Here is a 16605-nt window from a genome sequence, read left to right on the forward strand (position 1 = left end):
CGACCGGTTGAATCCGCCTTGAGCACCGCGATCGGAGTGCAGCAGCAAGCCCGGTGGCGGCTTGCGTTGCCAGCACGCGCTGCGCAACGCCTGGCAGACCAGATCCGCGTTGATCCGCTCGGACATCGACCAGCCGACGATGCGCCGGCTCGTCAGATCCAGGATCGCGGCCAGATACAACCAGCCCTCGTCGGTCCTGACGAAGTTGATGTCGCTTACCCACGCCTGATTGGGACGCCAGCCGTCGAAACGCCGATCCAACAGATTCGGCGCCACCGTCAGGCGATGCGTAAGCGTGGAGCCGATACCGTGTTGACGGCGTGAGTTACCGGTTTCCCCAACGATTGGAAGCCATGCGTAGCAGCGTGGCATTGGCAGCACGCAAATCGAACTATGGAGTGTTGTCTCGCGGAATCGCCAACGCGCCAACAACCCGATCATGGTCGGCCAGAACTGAGAATAATAATCGGTGGTTTCATGGTATTCCGCAAACCTCACGCGGGAGATCACCATGTCCACCGACGCATGCTTGGCGCACCTTGCTCGCCGAGATTGGCTGTTGAAAGGCCCACTGAGCAACTTCATCACTTCATACATCGAGACCCTGCAGAACCGACGCTATGCAAGGGGTACCATCGGGGCCTATCTTCGCTGCCCCGCACATTTCAGCTACTGGATGATGTCTGAGCGGTTGGCTGTCACGGGCATTGACCACGCGCTTATCGAACGCTTCATTCGACTTCACTTCCCCACCTGCGCCTGTCCGGCACCGTGCCGGTCTGTCGTATCGGAGACGCGGGCGGCGCTCCATCATCTGCTTGAACTGTTGCCCAATGCGAGCGCGACGACCACTAAAACGATGAGCCCGATGGTCGTCGAGCTCCAGCGTTTCCACGATCATTTGCAGAACACCAGTGGCTTGACATCGTCGACGTGCACCTACCGCGTGCGACATCTGGAGGCATTCTTTACCAGTCGCTTCGAGGGCAACGTTCCCAGTATTGAACGGCTGACTACTGGAGATATCGACTCATTCCTGCATGACCTTGCAGCCCGCTGGAAACCCAGTTCGCGCGGTGTCATTTGCACGAGCCTGCGCAGCTATTTGCGCTTTCGTGCGATGCGAGGTGACGATACCCGGATACTCGCCGCGACACTACCAGCTATTGCAAACTGGCCGCGTCGGAGTCCTCCGAAGGTGCTCTCGGACGTTCAGCTCAGACACTTCCTGCAAGCGTTCGACGTAAGCGATCCAGTTGGTCTACGAGACTATGCCATCGCCCGCTGCATACTCGATCTCGGCCTGCGGGGAGATGAAGCCGCCCACTCGACGCTGGACTGCGTGGATTGGCGAAACGGGATTGTGACGCTTCATCGCACCAAGAGCCAGCGCGCGCAACATCTGCCCCTGCCGGTACAGACCGGCGAAGCCCTTACTTGCGGATTTCGGTGATGGTGATCAGGCGTTTCGGCGAACGTGATCAGTTTGGAAGGTGGTGTTGCGCGGTCAATGGATTATAACGAAGGTGATCACGATCAGGATGCGGAGGACTGCTTGGCGTTGGTTTTTCGCATCGATTCACCCTTCAACGGCAGCTTGTGGGCCTGATGGACGAGCCGGTCGAGGATCGCGTCGGCGAGCGTCGGGTCCTGCAGCCACGCATGCCAGTGTTCGAGCGGTAGCTGACTGGTAATGATCGTGGATCGCGTGCCGACGCGATCGTCGAGCACTTCGAGCAGGTCATTTCGGGCACTCTGATCGAGGTCCTGCAGGCCCCAGTCGTCGAGCAAGAGGACGTCCATCTTGGCGAGCTGCTCGAGCCGCCGCGTGAAGCTGCCGTCGCCGTGGGCGATCTTCAATTCCTCAAACAGGCGGGCGACACGGACGTACATCACGGAGAAGCCTTGTCGGCACGCCTGCTGCCCGAACGCACATGCGATCCAGGTCTTGCCTGCGCCGGTCGGCCCCGTCAGGATGAGGTTCTGCGCGTTACGGATCCAGTCGCAACCCGCGAGTTCGGCGACGACGCTCTTGTCGATGCCGCGGCTCTGCCGGTATTCGATGTCCTCAATGCAGGCCTGGGGATTCTTGAGTTTCGCAGACTTCAGCAGCCGTTCAAGCCGCAGGGTATCGCGCCAGGCAAGCTCGCGTTCGACGACCATGCCGAAGCGCTCTTCGAACGACAGGCTGGTGCTGGCGGTCAACGCCGCTTGTTCCTCGAATGCGCGGGCCATGCCGTCGAGCTTCAGGGACTTGAGCTGGGTTAAGGTTTGCTGCGTCAACATCGCGACCTCCTTGGGTCAGTGGTAGTAATCAGGCCCACGCACGTTCTCGTGATCGGGCGAATGCCATTCGGTGAGAGGAATCGGGGGCACCGGCTGTCGATCCAGACCGGATTCGAGGATCGACAGCACGGAGCGGCGTGTCGGTGAGCCGATCACGAGCGCCCGCTGGCAGGCAGCTTCTAACCGCTCCTTGCCATACTTACGCGAGAGCGACAGCAGTCCGAGGCACGCGCGGTACCCCATCTCGGGGTGCGGCCGGTTGGTCAGCAGGTGTTTGACGATCGCTTCGGCACCGGGGCCGACGGAGGCGCCCCAGTTCAGCAATCTCCCGGGCGTCCATTCCATGTGGGCGCGGTGCGCCGCCGGCATATGCTCGGGCAACGTCGTATGCTTGTTCCGGAGTCGGCTGCGAGCGTGGGCGGCAACGCGCTTGCCGCGGTGCAGGATCTCGACGCCGTGGCGCGTGACGCGCGCGTAGACTTCTTGGCGCACAAGGCTGTGCGGAACGCTATAATAGTGGCGATCGACTTCGACGTGGTAATCGATGTTGACGCGGCACTTCACGAAGGTCGCGATCTCGTATCGGCGTGTCGGCAACGGGCGCAGCGCCAGACGGTCTAGCCGCTCGAACCATTCGCGGCGGTTGTCGTCGAGCTTCTTGAACGGACGTCGGTTCAGGTCGGCGATCAGCTTGCCGATCGCCTTGTTCAGCTCGGCCAGGCTGTAGAAGCGATGGTTGCGCAGCCGTGCGAGGATCCAGCGCTCGACGATCTGTACGCCGACCTCGACCTTTGCCTTGTCCTGCGGCTTGCGCGGCCGCGCCGGCAACATGGCGGTCGCGTAGTGGTTCACGAAGTCCTGCGTGGTGTTGCCCAGCACCGGTTCGTACCGGTCGGCCTTGGCGATCAATGCCTTGGGGTTGTCGGGCACCAGCAGCTCGGGAACGCCGCCGTAGAATTCCAACGCGTCGATCAGGCTGCCGATCCAGTCGGGCATGGCCTCGGAACGCGTCGCACATGCATAGGTGTAGTTCGAGGCGCCGAGGACGGCCACGAACACGTGGGCCTTGAACGCGACGCCGCCGTCGCGGCCGAGGATCGGCACGGTTTGCCCGGCGAAGTCGGCGAACAGCGTCTCGCCGGCGCGGTGTTGCTGACGCATCGAGCGCTTCAGCGCTGCAGCCCAGTCCTTGTGCCGCTGGCAAAACTGCGTATAGCGGTAGGTGCGTTGGCCTGGGTGGGCCTCGACGTACTCCTCCCAGAGCAGTTGCAGCGTCACGCCCTTGCGGCGCAGGTCGCGGTGCATCACCGCGTAATCCGGTTCGACCCAGCGGGTCGGGACGGCTGCTTCCTCCGGCAGGTCCAACCTGATCTCGAGCTCGTCGTCGGCCAGCGGTTCGACGGTGTCCCAGTCGAGGCCCGCCGCGCTGGCTCGCGCAGCATACGCCGAGATGGCGCCGACGCTGATGCCGATCGCGCGGCTGATCTGGCGGTGCGACAGGCCGCACGCCCACTTCAGCCGCAGTACTTCCTTCAGTTTGCGCATGCTCATCCGATGTGCTGGCATCAACCTGTCCCCTAAAAAGAGACAAGGCTAACGCCCGTCGTTGATCACATGCGCAACACCACCGCCGAGCCGGAACGGCCATCCTGCTTCGGTCGCGTGATCAGCTGCTTCGGTTCGCTGATCACTCATTCCGGGAACGTGATCACCTGTTTCGGCAAGATGATCGCTCGTTTCGGAAACCGGTGATCAGCGATCACCTTCGACCGAAACGGCCGATCACCATCAATCGGAACCACTGATCACGTTCACCGAAATACGCACCTTACTCGTTATCTGCGGGAAGGTCGTCCCCGAACCGATAGTCGCGCCATATTCGTGCGCCACCGTGCACCCTTTGGTGTCCCCCTCAGCGTAGCGGCCATCCGTAATGCAATGAATCGTGCGTTTGCACGCAGCGGCCTGGCGGATCATTTCTGCAGTACGCATGTGCTTCGGCGTTCGACAGCAACGCGGCTGCAGAAGGCCAGCGTGTCGCTCAAAGAGATCTCGGACCTGCTGCGACATCGGAGCTTGAACACAGCTAGGGTGTATGCGCGTGTCGATTTGGAAGGCTTGCGCAGCGTCGCACTGCCGTGGCCGGGGAGCATATCATGAGTGCCACCGTAACCTGGACGGCTCGCGTGGCCGCATATCTTGCCTATCGCCGCAGCTTTGGCTTCGAGCTAACAATCGATGGCCGACAGGTTGAATCGTTTGCCCGCTTTGCCGATCAATGCGGTGCGGAGACGTTCACTCTGGAACTCGCAGCAGACTGGGCGCGGGCGTCGAAGCGTCCAAACCGGATCCGTTGGGCACGGCGCATAGAGGTGCTGCGCAGCTTTGCCAGATTCTGCTTGCGCACGGACGCGGAAACGATCATACCCCCGCGGAATCTCTTCGGCCCCGGACACCGACGGCTTGTGCCACATATCTATACCGACGTAGAACTGCGAACCCTCCTGGTAGAGACTGACCGCCTTGGACCGCCCGGAAGCTTACGTCCGGCCACTTACCGCACGCTGTTCGGGTTACTGGCGGCAACCGGACTGCGTATCTCCGAAGCGCTGGCACTGACCCGAACCGATGTAGATCTCGAGGTTGGAGTACTTGATATCCGGGACGCCAAGTGTCATCAGCGTCGTTTCGTTCCCTTGCATGCGAGCGTCCCGCCACATTTGAAGGCATACGCGGAACTACGTGACCGCCTCGTCTTGCGTCCCGGCTCCGATCACTTCTTCGTGCGCGACGACGGTCGACCTGTTGATCGGCGGAGGGTGCTGTATGCGCTGCATTCGCTTTGCAGACAGCTTGGCTGGCAGCCTCGTGGAGATTACGTGCATCACCGGCTACACGATCTGCGCCATACCTTTATCGTACGCAGCGCCTTGCGCTTCCATCAACAGGAAGAGGACGTCGCGCGGTGTCTATCGGCCTTATCGATCCACGTGGGCCACGCGAAGGTAGTCGATACGTACTGGTACTTCACAGGCATCCCGGAACTGATGGCCATCGCTGGCGAGCATTTCCACCGCTATGCCGAAGGAGCATCGACATGAACCCGCTACTCGCCGAACCAACTGAGTTCGCGGCATTGCTTCAGCGCTTCTTTGCCGAGCGCATGCTTCAACAGCAGGCCGCCAGTCCGAGAACGGTAGCCGCTTACCGGGATGCCTTCCGGCTGGTGCTGGCCTATGCCGAGCGCGAACTCGGAAAGCCACCGGCCAAACTGACGCTGGGCGACTTCGATGCGGAGCTGATTCTCGGCTTCCTCGCGCATGTCGAAGCTGCACGGCACAACACCGTACGGACCCGAAATGCGAGGCTCGCGGCAATACGGGCCTTCGCGCGATACGTCGCCACCCAATGCCCTCCGGCGCTGTTACTCGCCCAGCAGATTCTCGCGATTCCGATGAAACGCTTCGACAAGCCATTGCTTGGGTTCCTGTCCAGAAACGAAGTTCAGGCGCTCATCGATGCACCCGACTCAACGACATGGTACGGACGCCGGGATCGGGTGCTCCTCAAGATGCTCTACAACACCGGCGCTCGTGTTTCTGAGCTGACCGGCATACACGTCGACGACCTGGAACTCGACATCACGCCATCGGTACGCCTGCACGGCAAGGGGCGGAAACAGCGAACCGTACTACTGTGGAAGGAAACTGCCGTCGAGATTCGCCGCTGGATCGAATTCGCCGGCTTGCAAGAGACTCAACCTCTGCTGCCTAACCGCTGGGGAAAGCCGATGACCCGATCGAACGTAGCCGAACGAATCGCACGGGCTGTAAGCACTGCAACGGCCCAATGTGCTTCGCTGCGCGGACGGACGATCTCGCCACATACGCTGCGCCATACGACAGCGATGCACTTGCTGCAGTCCGGGGTTGACCTCACGGTCATTGCGCTTTGGCTCGGGCACGAGAGTCCGGTGACGACCCACGGATACATTGAAGCTGATCTGACCATGAAGGAGCGTGCCCTGGCCGCAATCACGCCGCCCAATACCCGAGGCACGCGTTACCATCCGACGGACGCGCTGCTGAAGTTCCTGCAAGCGCTTTGATTATGTGTAGTTGAAAGGGGCAAGTCGTCCTGACAGCGGGGGCTCGCCACGAGCACTCAGCATAATCGTGGACCGGACATAACGGCGCCCGATCGCCACCCCGCGCAACGCGCGCTCAACTGGCAGGTTATCGATTTCCAGATGCCCGTCGTCACAGTAGCGCGTAAGCGCTTCCCACCGGTTCAGCGCATAGAGAATCGCCCGACTCGTGTCGGATTTGCGCGAGAGCGTTTCCAGCGTGGTACTCAGCCACGCATGGAGCTGATCGAGCAAGGGCCTGCTATGTGTTTGCCGGTACGCCTGTCGCTCATCGGGCGGCTTGCCCCGGATCGCTTCCTCGATCTTGTACAACGCGCCGATACGCTCCAGCGCCTCGGTGTTCAAGGCATTCGGCCGCGCGGCATGCAGTTCATAGAACTGTCGCCGAGCATGTGCCCAGCAGGTTGCTTCGGCTACCCGCCCGGTTTCGTAAATCGCCTGGTATCCGCCATAGGCATCGGCCTGCAGCGTACCGCTGAACGATTCGAGATGCTGCTGCGGATGGATGCCCTTGCGGTCGGCCGTATAGGCGAACCAAACGGCCGGCGGCGTCATGTCGGCTGAGTACCGGTCGTCGCGCACGTAGACCCACAGCCGTCCGGTTTTCGTCTTGCCATTGCCCGGCGCGAGCACCGGCACAGGCGTATCGTCAGCATGCAGCTTGGTGGCTGCCATGACGTGCCGGCGTAAGGCGTCGACCAGCGGTTGCATCAGGCTCGCACCATGCCCCCCCCATTTCGCCAGCAGCGAGCGATCCAGATCGACACCCTCACGCGCATAGATCGCCGACTGGCGGTACAGCGGCAGATGGTCCGCGAACTTCGAGACCAACACATGAGCCAGCAAGCCCGGACCAGCCAGGCCGCGCTCGATGGGGCGGCTCGGCGCTGCAGCTTGTGCGATGTGATCGCAGCACGTGCATGCTAGTTTCGGGCGCACGTGGCGGATCACGCGGAAGCTGGCCGGTACATAGTCCAGCTGCTCGGAGACGTCCTCGCCGAGTTGCTTCATGGGGCCGCCGCACGCCGCGCAGGTTTCGCACGATTCCGGCCAGTACGTCAGGATCTCGCGTGGCAGATGCTCGGGGAGCGGTTTGCGGGGCGCTTGTTCCGGTGCGGTACGCGGCGTCTTCGGAATCTCGATGGGGGCGGCGCCTTCGTCGGCCTCGAGCTCTTCCAGTCGCAACTCGAGCTGCTCGATCTGACGGTCGAGCTTCTCGGAGCTCCGGCCGAACTGCATGCGGCGCAGTTTCGCGATCAGCAGCTTCAGATGCTCGATCTCGGCCTTGGCGGTGGCGTTCGCCGCCTTGTGCGATTCGACCACGTCTTCCAGATGCCCAATGCGTGCATCGCGCTCAAGCAGCATGGCCTTGAGCGCTTCGACGTCGTCCGGATAGGCGTTTGCCGTGGTCATGCCGGCAGTCTACGCGGCGGCCGACAAGTTTACAACGCCGATGTCGGCTCCGTCGTGCGGACTGGTTGCCGCCAGTCGATACCTTCGAGCAGCATCGACAGTTGCGCCTGGCTCAGGCACACTACGTCACCATCGGCACGTGGCCACACGAACCGACCGCGCTCCAGGCGTTTCATCAGCAGACACATGCCGTCGCCGCTCCACCACAACACTTTGACCAGATCGCCACGCTTGCCGCGGAACACGAACACGTGGCCGCTGAACGGGTCTCGCTCCAGCACGGTCTGGACCTTCGCGGCCAAGCTATTGAAGCCCGAGCGCATGTCGGTCACGCCGGCGGCCAGCCAGATCTTCGTGTGGCTAGGTAGTCAGATCATGCTGTCGGTCCCGACGTGCCGCGCAACATACGGAGCACCAGCAACAGCGTGGCTTCATGCGGCGAGCCTTCGATGCGCACTCGGGTGTTGCCTACGCTGATCTCGATGGCGCCTGCCGGAGCGGCACTGGCGACCGGCGCCGGGGCCGGGGCCGGTTGCTCGATCTCTTGCGCCGGTGCCTCCACGGTCACGGGCAGCAAATCCACCGGATCGTATTCGCCGGCACGCAATGCTCGACGCCATTTGAACACCAGGTTCGGATTCACCCCATGCTCCATCGCCAGACGCGCCACCGATATATCCGGCTCGCAGGCCAGCTTGGCCAGATGCCGTCGAAATTCGATCGGGTGATTCGGGATGCCTTTGCGTGAAGTTCTCTTCGGCGTATCTGTTGCCACTTTGGTCCCCACTACTTTGGTGGGGACTACTTTGGCAACTTCCTTTCACATCGTCGAGACGGTGCTGGGGACACGCTTACATACAGACAAAAAGTTATCAAACTTCTTGCTGTACGTGAATTCAGGGCAGGGTCAGGTCACGAGGGCTAGTTCCTGTTGCTCGTGCAGTCGCAGTTCATTCTGGATCCGACGCGCACCTTTGCGCTCGGCCCGTAGTCGGACGATTGTCGCCCGATCGGCCTCTGTGACCTTCCAGTTTGGACTGCGGAGTGGACGACGGCTTTGGGATCGAAGACCTTCTTCGCCAGCTTCCTGATAGCGACGCAGCCATTTGCGAAGCGTCGGTCTGGAGATGCCACATCGCGCGCGCACGAGGCTGGCATTGCCGGTCTCGTAATACATGCGCACCCAACGTAATCGTGCGGCAATCTCTCGGTCCATCGCCTCATTCTAGTTGAAACGATGTCTATGAATCACACACCTTAGAACATGCCTGCCGGACTACGTTGAGTCTCTCAAATTACGCCTCGTCTACGACAGGCGTCGTTCATTGACCACATTCGGTGTTCCAGCGTCACCGCCGATACGCCGATTCCCTGGCAGGCCGCTACCACCTGTGCCTTGCACTCCTCACTATAGCGTTGCCGCCGCCGACGCTCCTGGAGTGCGATCCCGATTCGATAGTGTTCACGTGTCCGATTGGGACCGTTGGAAGGCGAAAAACCGAGGAAACCTCAGAAATGTGCCGGAGCATGCTTGTCGTGCGGCCGATCCATCAGAATTTCATCAAGATCAGCTGGCATCTCCTCATTAACCTCAGGTGCGCCATACAACATCGCACTCGCAATGCAACCGTCCCTGGCTACGAACGCCTGATGAAAACTATATTCTTAAACTCATATCTTCTGGCCGCTCTCCTATTCGGCACCCTCGACATCACTCCCGCTCATGCCGAAAAAACTCGCGTCGGCGAAAACGCCGCTCAAGATCATTCTGCGAAAACGCAGCCCCTTAGTAACACATTACCATCTCAAGCGACACAGGAATCCATCAACCCAACACATTCCCCAGCTTTGGACGATGGCTACGTGGCCGACCGGGAGAATCTTCGGGCCTTTCTCGAAGCACTCTCGGCTCGTATCGGCAAGCCAATCGTAGTTAGCAACAAAGCCGCGAAAAAGCAGATTAGCGGACAGTTCGACGTTAGTAAACCACGCATACTTTTGACACAGATCACTGAGAAATTAGGATTAATCTGGTACTCGGACGGGCAAGCCATCTACATCTACGATAACTCAGAAATTAAAAGTGCGGTGGTAGGACTAAAGCGCGTATCGATGCCCGTTTTTGAAAGCTTCCTTCGGCGCTCCGGACTTCTGGATCCACGCTTCCCATTGCGAGGCCAGCCGCTTGAAAAGACATTTTACGTATCCGGACCGCCGGCATATGTCGATCTAATCGTCAACGCCGCAGCCTATATGGATAAATCGCGCGATGTCGAAAGCAATCCGAAGGAAAACTTTGGCGTGATTCGACTAAAGAACACGTTCGTAACCGACCGTCAATTCCCTCTGCGCAGCCAGACTGTCACTATACCCGGTATGGCAAGCGTCATAGCCAATATCCTCCAAGATAGCGATACGAAGATCCAAACCACGGTGGTGGGCGGCACCAACTCGGAGACAACCCCACGTGCCAATCCCCTGCCCCCATTGCCACAGACAGACGGCACACATTCCCTCACGACGGCGCCGGCCTCTATATCCAGCTCAACCGCGCCCGCGTCTCCACTCCCTGGGAACGAAGCCACGTCCACTCAGACCACACCCATCCGCATCGTGGCCTATCCAGATACCAACAGCCTCGTGATCAAGGGTACTCCTAGTCAGGTTCAATTGATTGAAAATCTGGCTGCCGCCCTGGACGTAGCCAAGCGGCACGTCGAGTTGAATCTGTGGATCATCGATGTTGAAAAGAGCAATATGGATGCACTTGGCATCAAATGGCAAGGACAGGTTCACACTGGCAGCTTTACTGCGACGCTGAACGCCGGATCGATCAGCACACTGGATGGCACACAGTTCGTGGCCCAGATTAACGCATTGAGCGAGAAAGGCAAGGCTCAGATAGTTTCCCGACCGGTTGTGCTGACTCAAGAGAATACCCCTGCCGTCTTCGATAACAATCGCACCTTCTACACTAAGCTTGTCGGCGAGCGCTACGCCGAACTTGACCAAGTCACCTACGGAACGATGATCAACGTACTTCCACGTTTATCTGATAATGGCGACGAAATCGAAATGTTGCTGAATATCGAAGACGGCAACCAGGTACAAACTGCGGACGGCACTACCGAGAGTGTCGATGGCCTTCCGACTGTCGGCAGGACGGAGATCGGCACTGTCGCCCGTGTACCGAGAGGAAAAAGCTTGTTGATTGGTGGTTATACAAGGGATGAGGTCAGCACCACCGAAACGAGGGTACCTGGTCTATCGTCCATTCCGTTCGTTGGCGCACTATTTCGTTACAAGACACATACCAATTCCAGCGCCGTACGCATGTTCCTAATTCAGCCAAAATTGATCGACAGTCCATTGTCACCAGATGCCGACTCGTTTGGTCAGTCTTTGATTGACAACCCGCGAATAGCGGAATCTGCCCTCATCGATGAAATCCGTAATTATATGAATCACACTAATAGCAAAAACTCCAATGGCACACATTGACGGCAATAGCGGCTTCAAGCGCCCGCTCCTTCAGCCTCGATTGGATGAAAAAGCAAACGAAGCAGCACAAAGATCAAGCGAGGCAGAGGAAGAGAGCTCAGCAACGATCGGTGGACTGACACTCACCCTTGCTGTCGCAGATAATATGAGTTCTGCGATGGCTCAGTTCGGGCGCCGCCGCGAGCTCGAGCGGAAAGGCATGACCCTATCGGAAAATTTCGACAGGGTGTTGGAGGAAGACGTCCACGGCAAGGCCGATCAGCTCATGGATGCCGCATGTCGGCCCCATCTAACCGCGAAGGATTTGCAAAACATTGCTCAGCAGCAGTTTCCGGACGCAAGTGACCTTACCCTAGTATTACAAGAGCTATTGCGCCGAAGGGAAATGGAAAAGGCAGTGCGTAAGCGACTTGATCGCTTGCTGAAGGATTTAGAAGAAACGACGCCCCCGCAGCGACGAAAGGCGGGGATCAACAGTGGCCTCAAAGCGAGGCTAGCGGGCCGCAAGTTGCAACTGAAGCCGGCGCTTCTACGAGAAACCTATCGAGAATTCCTTGGTAACGATAGCAGTCCAATCGATATCTATGCTGATTGGATTGACTGCTATGGTCACGAAAGACGCGACGGCGTTATCGAATTTATTGAAGGCGCACTGCTGGCGGACATGACAGCCGTCGATCCTAGCTGCCAACTAACCGCGTTCGGCGATTTTCTACAGCGAATGACTCAGATCAGATCGCTGCGCTGCGCGGATCGTCAATTCATTGGAATGATGTCCGAAACACCATTTCTCGAAAATAAGTCCAGTGAAAAAGACTGGCTCATCTTTATGATCCAGATACTTCAGGACGCGAATGCATTAGAGGCGGCCCTGCTTGAACTGAGCCGATATTGGATGACTGAGGCAGACTGGACCGTAAAGGCCACGTTGTTACGTATATTGAAACGGGCCCTCCGGCAAGTCCCGCCATCTCTATTTTCAGAGAATGATGCGTACTCCCGGATCACCGTCGATCTAGAAAGAATGATGACCATGGTGTACCGGCGGGAGCGTCGAGGTTAATTCCTCGCTTTTATCTAGATTCGGAAGGACAAGCTATGTGGCTATCGCCAACCGTTGTTTGGGCGTACACGGTCAGCCCTGCAATTACCCACTCCGATTCAGGGCGAGCTCATAAGCCAGTTGAATATCAGTGAGGCGCCGCGGACCGCGCCACATAACGGAATTGCCTGGAGGCGAATCACCGGCACGGGTCAGATATCCCCAAGCCACGCGACCTTGATCAGGTGTTGCGAGAGCGTTGGCGCCTGAGTGGCAAGTCCGGGACCACGCTTCGAGTAATTCCATTTCGGTCGATGTGAACACCGTGTCGGGCGGAACTTGCGGCGCACACCGGCTGATCATGGTGAGCCCAAATATGCACCAGTTCAGGATGCAAAACACGGAGGTCGGATTCGCAAGCCGATCGGCGGTGCGCAACTTCGAGTCCGGACTTGAGAATCTTGTGGGACGTTTCGATCTTCCAGCGCAAAGCGTACCAGTCGAGCTTCTGGATTGCCTCGGCACGTGATCTGTGATCGGATGGGGAGATTGGTCTGCAGCTTCCATTCGATGCTGGGGCGGCCAGGCAGCGCATTGCGCTCTTGCGCGCGAATCACCGTGAGTTGCAATGCCGGATAGCGGTTCTGCTTGCCGATTGGCGTTAGCATCGTCATTTTCCGATAACGAGGCTCAAGGGTTACGGCCACAGGATGTCCCTTCGCGTCACGAATCTCGATACGGTGAAGTCCTCTGACCCTAACCTGCTCCATTTCGTCCGCGATAGTGGACCGGCCAAAGTTTCATAGACACTCACGAGCCGTTTAGCGCGTAGCGCCGCTCAAACTCTACAGGTGACAGGTCGCCAGTGGACTTGCCCCTGCATGACCGGACACGCGGTCACGCTTAGGTTGGAGAATTTGCTCGCAGGCGAAACTCGCGTGGCGAGCGGTATTTCAGGGCGCTGTGCGGATGCGACTCGTTGTAGTGGTCGAACGCAATGGCCAAGTTGTGCAGCGCCGTTCGGGCATCGGGCTTGGGCATCCACGACACGTAATCGCGCTTCATCGTTTTGACGAAGCTCTCGGCCATCCCGTTGCTCTGCGGACTTCTCACGGGTGTCGTGACCGGCTTCAAGCCGATTTGTTGCGAGAACGTCAGCGTCTCGTCGGCAATGTAGCAGGAACCGTTGTCGCTCAACCACTCGATTTCGCCGTCGGTCCGCAGCGCGCCGTGGAAGCGGTTTTCGACAGCCTGAAGCATGACGTCGCGCACCATGTCGCCGGTGTAGCCGCCCGTGGTCGCAACCCAGCTCATGGCTTCCCGATCGCAGCAGTCCAGCGAGAAGATGACGCGTAAGGGCGCGCCGTCGTCGCAGCGGAATTCGAAACCGTCCGAACACCAGCGGACGTTGCTCCTGTCCACCGCAACCTTGCCGTCGTGCCGACGAGTAGATGGGGCATGACGAGGTCGGCGTTCGAGCAGTAAGCCGTGGAAACGCATGACGCGATAGACCCGTTTTGCATTGCCGCGAGGTTGGCCCAGCGCGTCTCGGTTTCGCCTCAGCAACGCCTAGGCACGCCGGTAGCCATACGTAGGCAGCTCGCCAATCAGTTCTCGCAGTTCGGTGATGAGCGGCATATCGTCCAGTGCAGGTGTCTTGCGCCGGTCGACCCATTCAGCGAGGCGCTTCGATTTGACCGTGAGATTCGAGCGCGACACACCCAGGACTTCACAGACCGTCTTCATCGGTCGTCCCCCGTAGAACAAAGCAAAGTTGCCACAACTTCGCTAATAAACTTGTCAATTCCCCCGCCAGCCGTCGCCCAGCAAGAGAAACATTCATAAAATCAATCACTTGCCGCGCGCGAAGTAAAGTTGTCACCGGTGCGGCGCCGCGACGGTGTCAATTCGGCGACCGCGCTGCGCGGCACGCCGTTTTCCGCTCGCCGAGTTTGGCAATGAAATGATGATGTAGTGATAAGAAAGATTATCTTGTCCACCTCAATTTGCATCCCCCTCTTCCCCGCTACTGCTCGTGGCCCGCGCGCGGACGAATGCGGGCAAGATCATGGGCAGTCGCGTGCAGCTCCACCGGGTCAACTGCCCGATAGCGCCGCAGCGTCGACAGCTGAACGAGACAAAGCGCGGCAGCCGGACGGCCAGGATACGATAAACCTGCTCCACGCTAATCGTTCGTCATCGCCTGCAGGCGAATGCTGCCATCGAACGTCGTGGTTTACCGACCCGCGCCGCTTGATCAGTCAAGGTAGCATCGATCATGTCTTGCACGATGCAACGCTTGCCCGACGCAGGAACCTCGCACACCATAAGCACGAGTTCCTGACCGGGACCTGCCGGCACGCGCATCCCAACTTGCTCCGGGACGCCGCGCGCGTCGAAACTCAACCACTTACTTCTGTGCAGAATTCCAATAGCAGATCACTTAAGTAAACATTGGCAAACGTGACCGCCGCACCGTCAATGCGAATTGGTGGTCAAGGTGGGATATTGCATCTTTTTCTCTTCCGGCGCCGAGGTCGTGGTTGCCACGCCGGGAGATGCCGCCGCCATCGCTTGAACCAAGTTCTCGGTATTGCTGTCTGACAATTGCCCGTCGTCGTCCGCTACGTTGCTCCCGCTCCAGTCCGAAGGCGCAAGACTGTTCTCCGGATACTCGCGAATCGAGTGCTCCGCACTGCGCGAAGTAGTGTATCTATTCAATCCTACTTCGGCCACATCAAGAGCCTCTACAAAAGGAACACCCAGAGATGAATCCAAAAAGATCTGCCTTACCTCTCTTTCATTTCGCTCATTATTAAATATGCACAAGACTGGCTTTTCGCCAATTTTCTCAAACAAAGAAATAATGTCACCCATATTTTCGCGTAAATAGTCATTTACGCCACAAATATCATTCGCCTCAAATCCTGACGAAAAGTCGATATATGCAGCAGAAATTGCAGAAAAATAATCGCCAATCGGAAGAAATAACACTTCACTAAGATTGGGATCATAATTCACCAAACTATTGATGTGCTCCCTGTCGGCCAGCCTACCTTTTTCTATGTGTTTTTTGACCGCCAAAAGATCATCCTTCGCCGCCAACCTCTCAAACACTCCTCCAGACTCCTTATCAACTTTAAAATGCTTATCCCGAAAGCCACCCGACTCCCCTACCCCCCGAACAAAGGCCTTCCCATTGATATCGACCACCTCTCGATGCGCAAAATTTAGAGAATTATGCTGACTCGGAAAGGCATTTTGCACCCGAATACGATCCTCATCAATAACCGCCCCAAAAGACATCTCGTCAATACGCTTTGACTGAATAACCGCATCCAGCTCATCCATTTCCTCCTGGATTTCAATCCTACCCATTTCATCACAATCACCGAGACTCTCCGTCAGTTGATTTCGATACTCAACAAGATTTCGATTATTTGCGTTCGATGTCGCCGTTCCGAACAGAACATCTTTACATCCTTTAAATAATACGGATCCAGAAAAATTGGCAACCCCACCGCCTCGCCCAGACGAATACGAATCCTTCCTGTTTTGCGACGCACCATTCAGTTTTTCAATATCAAAATCCTTGATATTCGTTTTCCCGGAAAACGATGTAACAAGAATTGGCGAGTTATTTCGATTAAATTGTCGCTCTATATTTTCCCCGCGAAGAAACTTGCCAACACTCGTATCAGCCAAATTCCCCTCAACGGAAACCAGCTCTTCAAAAACGGCATCCGGAACAAGCCGACAAAGATCAGGGGTTCCACGAATCACCATAAGGCAGATATCTTTACTTTCCGGAAGACTTTTCAGCGACAATCCAGATAGATCACACTCGACACTGCAATTAGAAATGGCCGATCTGATAATATCACTCGCCAGCCTCTCATCTCCTCCGAGTGACTCGCTCGCCCATTTCTCCAAAGACTCAAGCCGCTCCGCAGAATTACTTGAGCCTGACGCGCAAGGCGAAATAGCATTAAATGACGCACCGATCAACAACATCCACCCCCTTTGCTCACTCAATAAAAATTGACCACAATTAATTTGGGATACTAAAAATAACGTCACCGTCGCTTTCAGAAAGCGCTCCCTGATTTTTGCAAATCAAACCACCGCCTTAGGGATGCTCTGCATAACACGCCCCCGGATGTGCTTGCGGAGGATCGACGAGCAAGCGAACATGTAGGGCATGAAACAAACGGAC

General features: G+C 57.8%; 12 protein-coding genes and 5 pseudogenes. 7 read left to right on the forward strand and 10 right to left on the reverse strand.

Features of this window, described 5'->3' with window-relative positions:
- Positions 1–294: pseudogene (locus VL15_RS38320) on the reverse strand (DDE-type integrase/transposase/recombinase); the annotation flags it as partial.
- A 31-nt stretch (positions 295–325) separates the two neighbouring features.
- Positions 326–391 (reverse strand): annotated as a pseudogene (locus tag VL15_RS42955) (plasmid pRiA4b ORF-3 family protein); the annotation flags it as partial.
- A gap of 120 nt (positions 392–511) precedes the next feature.
- On the opposite strand from VL15_RS42955, the gene VL15_RS38325 reads away from it, so the two are divergent.
- Positions 512–1453, forward strand: coding sequence for a tyrosine-type recombinase/integrase (locus tag VL15_RS38325; RefSeq protein ID WP_053077796.1), 942 nt, complete (start codon positions 512–514; stop codon positions 1451–1453).
- An 83-nt stretch (positions 1454–1536) separates the two neighbouring features.
- Here VL15_RS38325 and istB read toward each other — a convergent pair whose 3' ends face one another.
- Both istB and istA read right to left on the reverse strand, forming a co-directional pair.
- Positions 1537–2286: an IS21-like element ISBmu3 family helper ATPase IstB gene (gene istB, locus VL15_RS38330; protein WP_048252097.1), complete on the reverse strand. Its 750-nt coding sequence runs from the start codon at positions 2284–2286 to the stop codon at positions 1537–1539.
- Between the two features lie 15 nt (positions 2287–2301).
- Positions 2302–3852, reverse strand: coding sequence for an IS21 family transposase (gene istA / locus VL15_RS38335; protein WP_048252104.1), 1551 nt, complete (start codon positions 3850–3852; stop codon positions 2302–2304).
- A gap of 48 nt (positions 3853–3900) precedes the next feature.
- Here istA and VL15_RS42960 point away from each other — a divergent pair, with 48 nt between their 5' ends.
- The 4 genes from VL15_RS42960 to VL15_RS38345 all read left to right on the forward strand — a co-directional run bounded on the left by VL15_RS42960 (position 3901) and on the right by VL15_RS38345 (position 6394).
- Positions 3901–4038, forward strand: coding sequence for a hypothetical protein (locus VL15_RS42960; RefSeq protein WP_196319686.1), 138 nt, complete (start codon positions 3901–3903; stop codon positions 4036–4038).
- A gap of 87 nt (positions 4039–4125) precedes the next feature.
- The gene (locus VL15_RS43910) at positions 4126–4446 is read left to right on the forward strand and encodes a tyrosine-type recombinase/integrase (protein ID WP_419188715.1); all 321 of its coding nucleotides are present in this window, start codon (positions 4126–4128) and stop codon (positions 4444–4446) included.
- Positions 4443–5387, forward strand: coding sequence for a tyrosine-type recombinase/integrase (locus tag VL15_RS38340; protein ID WP_048252105.1), 945 nt, complete (start codon positions 4443–4445; stop codon positions 5385–5387). Before VL15_RS43910 ends, VL15_RS38340 begins: the two co-directional genes overlap by 4 nt.
- Positions 5384–6394, forward strand: coding sequence for a tyrosine-type recombinase/integrase (locus VL15_RS38345; RefSeq protein ID WP_048252098.1), 1011 nt, complete (start codon positions 5384–5386; stop codon positions 6392–6394). The genes VL15_RS38340 and VL15_RS38345 overlap by 4 nt, the downstream gene beginning before the upstream one ends.
- Positions 6395–6475: 81 nt before the next feature.
- Here the strand turns inward: VL15_RS38345 and tnpC are convergent.
- The 4 genes and pseudogenes from tnpC to VL15_RS41485 form a co-directional block, all read right to left on the reverse strand.
- Positions 6476–7798: pseudogene (tnpC, locus tag VL15_RS38350) on the reverse strand (IS66 family transposase); the annotation flags it as partial.
- A gap of 77 nt (positions 7799–7875) precedes the next feature.
- Entirely contained in the window at positions 7876–8196 is a 321-nt protein-coding gene (gene tnpB, locus VL15_RS38355) for an IS66 family insertion sequence element accessory protein TnpB (RefSeq protein WP_268991255.1), read from the reverse strand.
- Positions 8197–8219: 23 nt separating this feature from the next.
- The gene (tnpA, locus tag VL15_RS38360; RefSeq protein WP_048252100.1) at positions 8220–8633 is read right to left on the reverse strand and encodes an IS66-like element accessory protein TnpA; all 414 of its coding nucleotides are present in this window, start codon (positions 8631–8633) and stop codon (positions 8220–8222) included.
- 123 nt (positions 8634–8756) lie between these two features.
- Positions 8757–9062, reverse strand: a pseudogene (locus tag VL15_RS41485) (helix-turn-helix domain-containing protein); the annotation flags it as partial.
- A gap of 434 nt (positions 9063–9496) precedes the next feature.
- Here VL15_RS41485 and sctC point away from each other — a divergent pair.
- A complete protein-coding gene (sctC, locus tag VL15_RS38365) occupies positions 9497–11347 on the forward strand; it encodes a type III secretion system outer membrane ring subunit SctC (RefSeq protein ID WP_196319687.1) in 1851 nt (616 codons plus the stop codon).
- On the forward strand, positions 11334–12410 hold the full coding sequence (gene sctW, locus VL15_RS38370) for a type III secretion system gatekeeper subunit SctW (protein ID WP_080971120.1): 1077 nt from the start codon (positions 11334–11336) through the stop codon (positions 12408–12410). Before sctC ends, sctW begins: the two co-directional genes overlap by 14 nt.
- An 882-nt stretch (positions 12411–13292) precedes the next feature.
- On the opposite strand, the pseudogene VL15_RS38375 reads toward sctW, so the two are convergent.
- Positions 13293–14159 (reverse strand): annotated as a pseudogene (locus VL15_RS38375) (IS3 family transposase); the annotation flags it as partial.
- A gap of 708 nt (positions 14160–14867) precedes the next feature.
- Positions 14868–16403, reverse strand: coding sequence for a hypothetical protein (locus tag VL15_RS42490; RefSeq protein WP_155420423.1), 1536 nt, complete (start codon positions 16401–16403; stop codon positions 14868–14870).
- Between the last annotated feature and the right edge of the window lie 202 nt (positions 16404–16605).

The sequence above is a fragment of the Burkholderia cepacia genome, from assembly GCF_001039005.1.
In the GTDB taxonomy this organism is placed as follows: Bacteria; Pseudomonadota; Gammaproteobacteria; order Burkholderiales; family Burkholderiaceae; genus Burkholderia; species Burkholderia theae.